This is a genomic window from Nonomuraea fuscirosea (genome assembly GCF_035917475.1).
GTDB lineage: Bacteria > Actinomycetota > Actinomycetes > Streptosporangiales > Streptosporangiaceae > Nonomuraea > Nonomuraea fuscirosea.
The window spans coordinates 6,853,032-6,864,061 of the sequence record NZ_CP109074.1; the positions used below are offsets into that span (position 1 = coordinate 6,853,032).

The 11,030-nt window shown below is 72.3% G+C and carries 12 protein-coding genes; 5 read left to right on the top strand and 7 right to left on the bottom strand.

Annotated elements, in window-relative coordinates; genetic code table 11:
• Positions 1 to 128: 128 nt before the first annotated feature.
• From OIE67_RS31400 to OIE67_RS31420, 5 genes are all read left to right on the top strand, one after another.
• A complete protein-coding gene (locus tag OIE67_RS31400; RefSeq protein ID WP_245956114.1) occupies positions 129 to 920 on the top strand; it encodes an ABC transporter permease in 792 nt (263 codons plus the stop codon).
• Positions 917 to 1,708 carry an ABC transporter permease gene (locus OIE67_RS31405; RefSeq protein ID WP_326627229.1) on the top strand — a complete coding sequence of 264 codons (792 nt, stop codon included), beginning with the start codon at positions 917 to 919 and terminating at the stop codon, positions 1,706 to 1,708. Before OIE67_RS31400 ends, OIE67_RS31405 begins: the two co-directional genes overlap by 4 nt.
• On the top strand, positions 1,705 to 2,682 hold the full coding sequence (locus OIE67_RS31410) for an ABC transporter ATP-binding protein (protein WP_326627231.1): 978 nt from the start codon (positions 1,705 to 1,707) through the stop codon (positions 2,680 to 2,682). The genes OIE67_RS31405 and OIE67_RS31410 overlap by 4 nt, the downstream gene beginning before the upstream one ends.
• A 61-nt stretch (positions 2,683 to 2,743) precedes the next feature.
• Positions 2,744 to 3,796: an ABC transporter substrate-binding protein gene (locus OIE67_RS31415; RefSeq protein WP_106245509.1), complete on the top strand. Its 1,053-nt coding sequence runs from the start codon at positions 2,744 to 2,746 to the stop codon at positions 3,794 to 3,796.
• Positions 3,793 to 4,866 carry an adenosine deaminase family protein gene (locus OIE67_RS31420; RefSeq protein ID WP_326627234.1) on the top strand — a complete coding sequence of 358 codons (1,074 nt, stop codon included), beginning with the start codon at positions 3,793 to 3,795 and terminating at the stop codon, positions 4,864 to 4,866. The genes OIE67_RS31415 and OIE67_RS31420 overlap by 4 nt, the downstream gene beginning before the upstream one ends.
• Before the next feature lie 69 nt (positions 4,867 to 4,935).
• Here OIE67_RS31420 and OIE67_RS31425 read toward each other — a convergent pair whose 3' ends face one another.
• From OIE67_RS31425 to OIE67_RS31455, 7 genes are all read right to left on the bottom strand, one after another.
• Positions 4,936 to 5,856: an acetamidase/formamidase family protein gene (locus OIE67_RS31425; RefSeq protein ID WP_326627235.1), complete on the bottom strand. Its 921-nt coding sequence runs from the start codon at positions 5,854 to 5,856 to the stop codon at positions 4,936 to 4,938.
• On the bottom strand, positions 5,853 to 6,803 hold the full coding sequence (locus OIE67_RS31430; RefSeq protein ID WP_326627236.1) for a PDR/VanB family oxidoreductase: 951 nt from the start codon (positions 6,801 to 6,803) through the stop codon (positions 5,853 to 5,855). Before OIE67_RS31430 ends, OIE67_RS31425 begins: the two co-directional genes overlap by 4 nt.
• Positions 6,793 to 7,578 (bottom strand): MOSC domain-containing protein, encoded by a 786-nt coding sequence (locus OIE67_RS31435; RefSeq protein WP_326627238.1) that lies wholly within the window; start codon positions 7,576 to 7,578, stop codon positions 6,793 to 6,795. Before OIE67_RS31435 ends, OIE67_RS31430 begins: the two co-directional genes overlap by 11 nt.
• A gap of 44 nt (positions 7,579 to 7,622) precedes the next feature.
• Positions 7,623 to 8,246, bottom strand: a complete 624-nt coding sequence (locus tag OIE67_RS31440; RefSeq protein WP_106245515.1) for a DedA family protein — start codon at positions 8,244 to 8,246, stop codon at positions 7,623 to 7,625.
• Positions 8,247 to 8,312: 66 nt separating this feature from the next.
• On the bottom strand, positions 8,313 to 10,010 hold the full coding sequence (locus tag OIE67_RS31445) for an AMP-binding protein (protein WP_326627241.1): 1,698 nt from the start codon (positions 10,008 to 10,010) through the stop codon (positions 8,313 to 8,315).
• 163 nt (positions 10,011 to 10,173) lie between these two features.
• Positions 10,174 to 10,488: an NIPSNAP family protein gene (locus OIE67_RS31450; RefSeq protein ID WP_326627243.1), complete on the bottom strand. Its 315-nt coding sequence runs from the start codon at positions 10,486 to 10,488 to the stop codon at positions 10,174 to 10,176.
• A 6-nt stretch (positions 10,489 to 10,494) separates the two neighbouring features.
• Positions 10,495 to 10,998 (bottom strand): nuclear transport factor 2 family protein, encoded by a 504-nt coding sequence (locus tag OIE67_RS31455; protein WP_326627245.1) that lies wholly within the window; start codon positions 10,996 to 10,998, stop codon positions 10,495 to 10,497.
• Positions 10,999 to 11,030: the final 32 nt, after the last annotated feature.

Genomic DNA, 11,030 nt, shown 5'->3' on the forward strand with positions numbered 1-11,030 from the left:
GGGTTTGTGCGGGAGGCCGCCCATAATCTATGGTCAGGCTCCTGGAACCGGTTCCGCAACCGGTTCCGCACCACCGTACGCCATGCAGAAAGGACGCCGACATCTCACGCACATCGGCCCTTCTCCTGGTGCCCGGTCTCGTCCTCCTCGTCGTGGGCTTCCTCATCCCCTCGGCCGCGATGCTCTTCGCGCCGCCGGACGTGGCGACCGGCGAGATCTTCACGCGCCTGGGCGAGATGCTCACCGATCCGTACGACCTGGAGGTGATCGGGCGCACGGTCGGGCTCGCCCTGGCTGTCACGGTCATCTGCGTCGTCCTCGGCTTCCCCATCGCCTACTGGCTGGCCCGCTCGCCGTCCCGCTGGAGCGGCGTGCTGCTGGCAGTGGCGATCTTCCCACTGATGCTGAGCAACGTGGTGCGCACGTTCGGCTGGCTCGTGATCCTCGGCTCGAAAGGGGCGCTCGGGCGGCTGCTCGTGCAGCTCGGCGTCGTGGACGTGGCGCCGCAGCTGCTCTACACCAAGCTCGCCATCGTGCTCGGACTCACCCAGCTGTTCCTGCCGCTGGCGATCATCTCCTGCTACTCGGCCGTCGCCCAGGTCGATCCGGGCCTGGACGACGCCTCGCGCGGGCTCGGCGGGAGCCGGATCCGCACGATGTGGAGCATCGTCATCCCGCTCACCATGCCGGGCATCGTGGTGGCCGCCACCCTCGTCTTCGCGGGCTCCGTCACCGCCTACACCACGCCGTACCTGCTCGGCGGGTCCAGCCAGCGGATGTTGTCCACGCAGCTGTTCTCGTACGCGACCACCACGGTCGACTGGGCCTCGGCCTCGGCGACGGCGCTCATCATGACGGTCCTGGTCTTCCTGGTCTCCGGGCTGTCCTCGCTGATCGGCCGGAAGGGGGCCACCTCGTGAAGCGGCCGGTCACGGCGGCGCTGGCGGTCGTCGGTTACATCATCATGATCGTGCCGATCGTCTTCGTGGTCGCCACCGCCTTCACCGCCGGGAGCACCCTGCGCTTCCCGCCGGACGGGTTCTCGCTGCGCTGGTTCGGCGAGGCGTTCGCGTACGAGCCGTTCGTCGAGGCCACGATCTCCAGCGTGCAGCTGGCCGTGCTCGCCGCCGCGCTCGCGCTGCTGATCGGCGTGCCCGCCACGCTCGCCGTCCACCGCGGCAGGATCCCCGGCAAGGGGCTGGTCGAGGGGTTGTTCCTGTCGCCGCTCATCGTGCCCGAGCTGGTCGTCGGCCTCGCGCTGTTCCAGCAGCTCATGGTCGGCCTGGGCCTGGACAACTTCACCGCCCTGCTGGTCGGGCACACCGCGCTGATGCTGCCCTACGCGGTACGCGTCACCGGCGCCTCGCTCGCGCTGGCCGATCCCGCGCTGGAGGAGGCCGCCCGAGGGCTCGGCGCCTCGCCGCTGCGCGCGTTCGTCAACGTGACGCTGCCCGTCCTGCGGCCGGGGATCTTCTCCGCCGGGCTGCTCAGCGTGGTCACGTCGTTCAACAACGTGCCGCTGTCGCTGCTGCTGCAGGGACGCGACTTCCGGACGCTGCCGGTGACCATGCTCGACTACGTGCAGCAGTCGTACGACCCGATGGTCGCCGCCGCGTCCACCCTCATCCTGGCCGCCACCGTGGTCATCGCCGTGATCGCCGAGCGCACGGTCGGATTCGCCAAAATCTTCGGAGGGATCAGCCGATGACCGCCGCCGCCGAGTTGATCGGGGTCACCCAGAGGTTCGGCTCCTTCACCGCCGTGGACGCCGTCGATCTGGCCGTCCCGCCGGGCAAGCTGACGACGCTGCTGGGGCCGAGCGGTTGCGGCAAGACCACCACGCTGCGGATGATCGCGGGCTACTCGGCGCCGACGTCGGGGACGATCCGCATCGACGGGATCGACAGCACCCGCACGCCGCCGGAGAAGCGGAACCTCGGGATGGTCTTCCAGTCGTACGCGCTGTTCCCGCACATGACGGTGGCCGACAACGTCGGGTACGGGCTCAAGCTGCGCAAGGTGCCCGCCGCGCAGCGACGGGCGCGGGTGATGGAGACGCTCGAACTCGTCGGGCTCGCGCACCTGGCCGGTCGCAAGCCGAAGAAGCTGTCCGGCGGGCAGCAGCAGCGGGTGGCGCTGGCCCGGGCCATCGCGATCCGGCCCAGGCTGCTGCTGCTCGACGAGCCGCTGTCCAACCTCGACGCCCGCCTGCGGGTGCAGATGCGCACCGAGATCAGGCGCATCCAGGCCGAGACCGAGCTGACCGTCATCCTCGTCACCCATGACCAGGACGAGGCGCTGGAGATGTCGGACGAGATGGTCATCATGAACGAGGGCCGGATCGTCCAGCAGGGCGCTCCTCAGCAGGTCTTCCCGCGCCCGGCCGACCGCTTCGTGGCCGAGTTCCTCGGCTACGAGAACTTCCTCACCGCGGCGGACGGCACCCCGCTGACCATCAGGCCCGAGCACCTGCGCCTGGCCGAGCAGGGTCCCGGCCTGCCCGCGACGGTGGCCGACGTCGCCTTCCGCGGCGTCGACCTGCTGGTCTCGCTGGACGTCGTCGATCCGTCGGGGGCCACCGTCCGGCTGCTCGCCGACGTCCGCGGCGGTACGGCTCCCGCTCCCGGATCGAGCGTCACGGTGGTCACGCCGGACGATCACCTGGTACGGCTCCCCCGCTGAACCACGCGACCACGCCAAGCCCCGACGAACCCCGCTGAACCCCGCTGAAAGAAGGAACCCCATGCCCACGCGCCGCGCCGTACTGGCCGCCGCCCTGATGGTGCTCGCCGCGGCCGGATGCTCCGGCTCCGGCTCCGGCGAGCAGCAGGCGGAGGCGAACACCGTCGTCGTCAGCACCTTCCCCTTCGGGGTGAAGGAGTTCGAGCAGGCGGTCATCACCCCGTTCACCCAGCAGACCGGCATCAAGGTCGAGCTGGACACCGGGTCCAACGCCGACCGGCTGTCGAAGCTGAAGCTGGCCAAGGGCGAGCCGGAGGCGGACGTGGTGCTGATCTCCGACTACTTCGCCGCGCTCGGGCAGAAGGACGGCCTGTTCCAGAAGGTCGACGTGCCCAACATCAAGCAGCTGGCGCCGTTCGCGACCGAGGGCGGCTACGAGGGGCCGGCCTACACCCACCAGCTGAACGGGGTCATCTACAACACCGAGCAGCTGGACCAGAAGCAGGCCGCCGACTGGAACCTGTTCGCCGACGCGGCGCACAAGGGCAAGGTGGCGCTGCCCGACATCTCGGTGACCGCCGGGCAGCTGATGATCTCCGGGGTGGGCGAGGCGTACGGCAAGGGCCCGTACGACATCGACGGCTCGCTGCGCACGCTGGCCGGCTGGGCCCCGAACGTGCTGCAGTTCTACACCTCATCCACCGAGGTCACCAACCTGCTCACCCAGGGCGAGATCGTCGCCGCCGACGCGCTGAGCGGCTTCGCCACCAAGCTCGTCTCCTCCGGCGAGCCGATCGCCTGGACGGCTCCCGCCAAGGGCCGCTACATGGCCACGAACCGGGCGATGATCCCCAAGGGCGCCCGCAACCCGGAGGGGGCGGCGAAGCTGATCGACTACATGCTGTCGGCCGAGGCGCAGAGCGCCATGGCGAAGACGGTCGGCGACCTGCCCACGAACCCGAAGGCGGACATCCCGCCCGAGATCGCCAAGGTGACCGGCGAGGCGGCGAAGGACCCCGTGGCCGCCGGATACAAGACCCTCGACCCCGCCGAGCTCGTGGACACCCGCGCCACGTGGGTGGACCGCTTCACCCGGGAGGTGGCCGGCAAGTGAGGCTCGACCTGATGCCCAAGGTCGACCTGCACTGTCACCTCATCGGCACCGTGCGCGCCTCGACCTTCGCCGAGCTGGCCAGGCGGGAGCGGCTCGACCTGCCCGCCCCGCCCGAGCGGATCTACGCGGACGTGAACTCGCTGCCGCCGGACCCGGCGCTCTACCTGGACACCCGGATCCCGGTGCCGCAGGGCAGGAGCGCGGACGAGCCGGAGGTGTCGTACTCGCTGTTCCAGGTGTCGTCGTGGGTGCTGCAGGTGCTGCGCGACGCCGACGACCTGACCAGGATCACGTACGAGGCGTTCGAGGACGCGCACAGGACCAGCGCGACCCGGCACCTGGAGGTGTCGTTCGACGCGCTGACCGAGCATCAGGAGAAGCTCGGCTACGCGACGGTGGTCGAGGCGTACGCCGAGGGCATCAGGATGGCCGAGCGCGACTTCGGCATGTCGGGCCGGCTCATCGCGGCCGTGGACCGGAGCCGGTCGGGCGATGAGGCGCTGTCCTGGGTGCGCACGGTCGTGGACCATCCGCACGACTACGTGGCCGGCATCGGGCTGGACAACCTGGAGACGTCCGGGCCGCCCGAGCGGTTCGAGGCCGCCTTCCGGCTCGCCGGGGCGGCCGGGCTGCGCCGCACCGCGCACTCCTCCGAGCACGCGCCCGTCGCCGTCAACACGATCACCTGCCTGGACGTGCTCGGCTGCGACCGGATCGACCACGGCTACTTCGTCCTCGAAGACGACGAAGTGGTGGCCAGGGTCAGGGACGAGCAGGTGCCGTTCACCGTCATCTCCACCACGTCGCGGCGCTCGTGGCGGCCGTGGCGGCGGGCGTCGATCGCGGCGATGCTCGCGGCCGGGCTGAACGTCATCCCGGCCTCGGACGATCCCGGGATGTTCCCGACGTCGCTGGCGCAGGAGTACCGGATCCTGTCCGACGAGCTCGCCGTGCCCGACGAGCGGCTGCGCGCGATGGCGCTGGCCGGGGTGGAGGCGTGCTGGCTGCCCGAGCCCGAGAAGGCCGCGCTGCGCGAGCGCTTCGAACGCGAGCTGGCCGGCTCGGAGTGACCCGCCGCGCGCCGGCCGACGTGGGGGGCGGCCGGCGCGCGGCTGGAACGGGTGCGGCCTTCGCCCGGTTCAGGTGATCGCGTCGTGGGGCAGGACGGCGTGCACGCCCCACGTCTCGTTCGCCACCTGGGTGACGCGCAGGTCCACGACCGTGCTGGCCAGCGCCGTGGCGGTGCCCCGGTCCAGCTCGTACAGGTGCTGCATCCAGGTGAGCATCGCGGCGAGCGCCTCCGCGGTGGCCGCGTTGAGGTCGGCGTCGAACCCGAACGTGACGCGCCCGCCGGGCGTCACCGCGTGGATCCCGGGCACGGGCGGGCCGGTGAGGACGTCGAGCGTCACCTCGGTCGTCATCGGGCACTCGATCGCGGTGCCGCACACCTCGCCGTCGCCCTGCGCGGCGTGACCGTCGCCGAGGTGCAGCAGCGCGCCGGGCACGGTGACCGGAAGGAACAACGTCGCGCCGGCGGTCAGCTCGCGGCAGTCGATGTTGCCGCCGCCGGCCGCGCGCGGCGGGACCGTGGAGTGCGGGCCCGGCTCGGCGGGCGGCAGGCCGATCACGCCGAGGAACGGCGCGGTCCGTACGGTGTGGCCGCGGTCGCTGGTGGCGGTCCCGGCGTCGGCGTCGATCTCCCACAGCAGCCAGGACGGCTCCCCGGTGAGCCCGAGCGCGCGGTTCAGCGCGTTGTCCTTGGCGCCCGCGACGGTCCAGCCCCACTCTCCCGGCCTGGCCGAGTCGATGCGGACGGCCAGCACGTCGCCCGGCCCCGCGCCGCGCACCTCGACCGGACCGGTGAGGCAGTGACCGCGCCGGTCCGCGAACATGGTCGGCCGCCGCTCCCCCGGCGTGCGCTGCCGTTCGAGGTGGCCGGACGCGTCGAGCGAGCGGACGACGACGGTGTCACCCGGATCCACGCTGAGCGCGGGCGGCGTGTCGCGGTCGAGCACGTCGATCGTGGATCCGGGCTCGGGATGCAGGTGGTGGATGGTCAAACCGGCTCCTCGTTCTCGTAGGGGCCGACGACGATCTCCGGCGATCCGGCCCGCGACACACAGGCCACCATGCTCCCAAGGCGCTCCTTCTCCGTGGACACCGCGTCACGGTGATCCGCCTCACCGTCGAGGACCGTGAGCCGGCACGTGCCGCAGATGCCCGCCTCGCAGGACGAGTCGACGCGCACTCCGGCCCGGCGCAGCGCGGCCAGCAGCGACAGGTGCGCGGGCACGGGCACCCGGCGCCCGTCGGGAGCCCAGACGGCGGTGAACGGCAGCGACATCCCGGTGCCGGCGGCCGTGAACTCCTCCATGTGGATCCGGCTCGCCCGCCAGTGCGCCGTCAGCGTGCGCACGGCCCGCATGAGCGGGGCGGGCCCACAGCAGTAGACGCGAATGTCGTCGTCCGGCACCGCGAGGTGGGGCCACAGGTCGAGCGGCCCGTGGTCGTCGCTGTGGTGCACGGTGTCCTCGGGGCCGCCGAACTCGTCCAGGAACGGGGTCTCCGCCGCCGACCGCGTCAGGTACAGCAGCCGTACTCCGGTACGGCCCCCGGCGCGTAACCGGCGCACCATGGCCCTGATCGGCGTGATGCCGATGCCGCCGGCGATGAACAGGTAGCGGGGCGACGGTTCGAGGGGGAAGCCGTTGGCCGGCACGGAGACCACCAGCTCGGTGCCCATCGTCACGTCGCGGTGCATGCTCGCGGAGCCGCCCCGGCCGGCGTCGTCGCGGCGCACGCACACGACGTACTCCCGTGGCCGGGCGCCGCCCGGTTCGACCAGGCTGTAGCCGCGCTTGTGCCCGGCCGGGGTGGTCACCACGACGTGCGCGCCCGGCTCGTACGCCGGCAGCGCGCCTCCGTCCGGGTCCCGCAGGACGAAGCGGCGCACGGCCGGCGTGAGGTCGGCCGCCTCACTGACGCGCAGCCGCAGCTCAGAGGACAAGGTCGCTGCCCCGCCGCACGGATCCGGCGGTGCGGACCTCCAGGTGGACGCCCATGAGCTGGTGCCCGTACGTCCTGTCGAGCAGGGTCACCACCGGCAGGTCGCGGCGGCCGGTGTCCGGGTCGACCTCCGTCGCGGCGCAGCGCTTGGTCCGGTGCACGGCGCGGACGCGTACGCCGCCCAGGTCGAACTCCTGGCCGATCAGCTCCAGCTCGGACCAGGCCGGCAGGCCGTCCACGAGGACGTTGGCCCGGAACCTGCGCGGATCGACCACGCTGCCCGTACGTGACTCCAGGTCGCGCACCGAGGCCAGGTTGACCAGCGAGATCCAGCCCATCGGCCCGTCCCCGGCCGCGGCGGCGTCGGTGAAGCGCCGGCCCGGCTCCCGCGCGAGCAGCGGCGTCACCCCGGCGGGCAGGTCGAGGACCCGGGCGAAGAAGCGCGCCGCGCCGTCGCGTCCCCGCTCGGTGCGCAGGCCGGCCCTGAGCACGTCGTGGCCGCCGACGCGGGCGGTGAGCACGTCGGTCTCCGTGTCGAGGTGCGTGCCGAGCCCGGCCAGGCGGTGGTCCGAGACCAAGGCGTAGAACTCCCGCTTCGACAGTCCCTCCCGGGTCCCCGGCCGGTACGCGCCGTCCGGCCGGGCGAGCGCGTACCTCCGGTCGTACGGGACGCCCTCACCGGGCCGGAGCTCGGTGTGGTCGAGCGGTTGCGCGCTGAGGCCCTTCACCGGGTAGACGAACAGCTCACGCACCCGGCCGGCGCTCGTGCGCGTCACGACATGTCCCTCCTTTTCGCGGAGTGCTCCCTCCGGCGCGTCCCTCACTCGACGGTCGTCTCCGTCGCGACGGCGCCGCCGCGCCGGCGCAGATGGCGGACGACCTCGATGACGCCGGTGACCAGGAACGCGAGCGCGAGGCCGACGGCGATCGCGAGCAGCGTGTTCTCCTGGAAGATGACGCCGCCGAGATAGCCGGTGAGCACGGTGTAGGCGCTCCAGGTCGCGGTGGCGAACCCGACGAAGGCCATGTACGCGCCCAGGGGGTAACCGACGATCCCGGTGGACAGGGTGGCCAGATAGCGGCCGACCGGGATGAACCGGGTGGTCACCAGGACGAAGCCGCCACGGGCGTCGAGCTGCCGGGTGAACCAGTCGTGCGCCCGCCGCCGCTTGGTGCCGGGTGGCAGCCGTTTGAGCACGCGCGGCCCGAGCAGCCGCCCGGCGACGTACGGCACCATGTCGCCGAGGAACGCGCCGAGCGTCGTCGCGGCGATGACGAGCACGAGGTCGGTCTTGCCGGTGGCGGCGTAGACGCCGGCGACGACCACCACGGCCTCGCTCGGGATCAGCGGGAGGAAGGAGTCGAGGCAGGACACGGCGATGAGCACCGCGTACAGCCAGGGTGAGGTGATGAGCGATTCGGCGAGCTCCAGCCAGTCGATCATGGTGATTCCCTCAGGGATGTCGGTGCGTCGCGTCGGCGGGTCGTGTCGGTGGATCGCGTCGGTGCGTCAGGGGGTGGTGAGGCCGGGGAGCTGGTCGTCGCGCCATTCGGCGCTCGCCCCCGGGCCGTCGGCCAGCTCCTGTTCCCGGGTCCGGAGCTCGACGCGCCGGATCTTGCCGGAGATGGTCTTGGGCAGGTCGTAGAACTCGATCCGCCGGACCCGCTGGTACGGGGCGAGGTGCTCACGCGCGTACCGCAGGATCGACAGCGCCGTCTCCCGCGTCGGCTCGTGACCGGGCGCCAGCGCGACGTACGCCTTGGGCACGGCCAGCCGGACCGGGTCGGGGGCGGGCACCACCGCGGCCTCGGCGACGGCCGGATGCTCGATGAGCACCGATTCGAGCTCGAACGGGCTGATCTTGTAGTCGCTGGCCTTGAACACGTCGTCGGTGCGGCCGATGTAGGTGATGTAGCCGTCGGCGTCGCGGGCCGCCACGTCGCCGGTGTGGTAGCAGCCGCCGCTCATCGCGTCGCGCGCGGTGTCGTCGCGGTAGCCGGTCATGAGCGGCAGCGGCCGGGCCGACAGGTCGAGGCACAGCTCCCCTTCGCCCGCGCCCGTGACCAGGCCGCCGCCGGCCGGGTCCACCAGGACGACCGGGACGCCGGGCAGCGGCCGGCCCATCGATCCGGCCCGGACCGCGGCGCCGGGAGGGTTGCCCACCTGGGCGGTGGTCTCGGTCTGGCCGAATCCGTCGCGCACGGTCAGGCCCCATGCCTGCCGGACCCGTTCGATGACCTCGGGGTTGAGCGGCTCCCCCGCGCTGATCACCTCGCGCAGCGCGTCCGGGCGCGCGCCCAGGTCGGCGTTGATCAGCATCCGCCAGACGGTCGGCGGGGCGCAGAACGAGCTGACCCCGCGGTCGCGCAGTTGCTCCAGCAGCGTCACCGGGTCGAAGCGGCGGTAGTCGCGGACGACGACGGTCGCCTCGGCGATCCACGGCGCGAAGAAGCAGGACCAGGCGTGCTTGGCCCAGCCGGGTGAGGAGAGGTTCAGGTGCGTGTCGCCGGGCCGCAGGCCCAGCCAGTACATCGTGGACAGGTGGCCGACCGGGTAGGACACCTGCGTGTGCTCGACCAGCTTGGGCCGCGACGTGGTGCCGGAGGTGAAGTAGAGCAGCAGCGGGTCGTCCGGCGCCGTGCCCGGGTGCGCGACGCTCGTGTGCGCCAGCTCCGCGGCCGCCCGCAGGTCGGACCAGCCCAGCGCGGCGCCGACGCTGATCCGCGTGTAGCCGCCGGGCACGTCATCGAACGCGCCGGTGTGCGCGGCGTCGCAGATCACGTGCCGGACGCGGCCACGGGTGATCCGGTCCGCGAGGCCCTCGGGACCCATCGCGGTCGTGGTGGGCAGGATGACCGCGCCCAGCTTCATCACGGCCAGCATCGACTCCCACAGCTCGACCTGGTTGCCGAGCATCAGCAGGACCGGGTCCCCCTTGCGGACGCCGGCCGTGGCCAGCCAGTGCGCCAGGCGGTCCGAGGCGCGGGACATCTCGGCGAAGGTGCGTTCCGTCGCGGACCCGTCCTCCCGTACGACGACGAGGGCCGGGCGGTCGTTGCCGCGCGCGACGGCGTCGAACCAGTCCACCGCCCAGTTGAACCGGGTCCCGAGCTCCGGCCAGCGGAACTCGGCCACGGCGCGGTCGTGCCGGTCGCGCAGGCGCAGCAGCTGGTCCCGGCTCTGCCGGTACGCGGCGGTCACGTTCACGGTGTGTCCTCCTCGGTGCGGGTACGGGGCACGGCGTGCGTCAGGTGGGGCGTTCGTCGGGTGTCGGGGCGGGTGTTCGACGGATCAGGCGTTCGGCGGGTCGCTCGTTCGTCGGGTCGCTCGTTCGTCGGTCACGCGTTCGGCGGGGCAGGCGTTCGGCGGGTCAGCGGAGTGCGGAGCCGGGGGCGGGTTCCAGGCGGATCGTGGACTCGGTCCCGGCCGTCAGATCGGAGACGGTCTCGGCCACGCCGGCGCACCGGGGATCACCGTGGACGGCCTTCAGGACGCGTTCGCGGTCGGTGGCGTCCTCGAAGCGGCGGATCCAGACGAAGGCGTCCTCGTCGCCGATCACGGTGAACGCGCCCACCACGTGCATCCCCAGCTCCTGGTGCAGCGGGATGACGGTCTCGTCCATGTAGCCCGCCAGCTCGGCGCCCCGGCCGGGGCGGGCGTGTTCCGTACGGATCTCGTAGAACATCGATGCTCATCCTTCGTGGCGGTCGTCGGAGCGGGGGGTGACACGCGCGGCGGCGAGCGCGTAGGCGTCGGGGGATCCCTCCCACGGGCCCGTGCGCACCACGGCCCAGTGGGTGATCAGCCAGCGCCCGCCGAGCTTGCACAGCCTGAGCTGCCAGTAGCCGCGCATCGTGCAGTGGTCGACGACACCGGGATCGGCGGGGACGTGGTGGTAGGCGACCATGTGCGTACGGCACTCGGCCTCGCCGCCCGACAGCCGTACGACGAGGTTGGAGGCGGCGTGGTGGGTGCAGTCGAAGCCGTCCAGGGTCTTTCTGGCCAGCTCGACCAGGTCGGGGGCCGTCACGGTGGTCGGCGGCCGGCCGTGGTGGTGGGTCGACAGGTCCAGCAGCACCTCGTCGGCGAACAGCCGGCGCAGCGCGGGCCAGTCCCGGTCGTCCTGGGCGTGGGCGAGGCCGGCGACGACGTCGGCGACGGCCGCCCGGTCGGCCAGCTCCTCCAGCGTGGTCATGACCGCGCCTCCGCTTCCATGCTCTCGGTGCG

Excerpts from the sequence above, each read along its gene's own strand:
- OIE67_RS31410 (WP_326627231.1), top strand. The coding sequence starts at position 1,705 with ATGACCGCCGCCGCCGAGTTGATCGGGGTCACCCAGAGGTTCGGCTCC.
- OIE67_RS31415 (WP_106245509.1), top strand. The coding sequence starts at position 2,744 with ATGCCCACGCGCCGCGCCGTACTGGCCGCCGCCCTGATGGTGCTCGCC.
- OIE67_RS31440 (WP_106245515.1), bottom strand. The coding sequence starts at position 8,246 with ATGATCGACTGGCTGGAGCTCGCCGAATCGCTCATCACCTCACCCTGG.
- OIE67_RS31450 (WP_326627243.1), bottom strand. The coding sequence starts at position 10,488 with ATGTTCTACGAGATCCGTACGGAACACGCCCGCCCCGGCCGGGGCGCC.
- OIE67_RS31455 (WP_326627245.1), bottom strand. The coding sequence starts at position 10,998 with ATGACCACGCTGGAGGAGCTGGCCGACCGGGCGGCCGTCGCCGACGTC.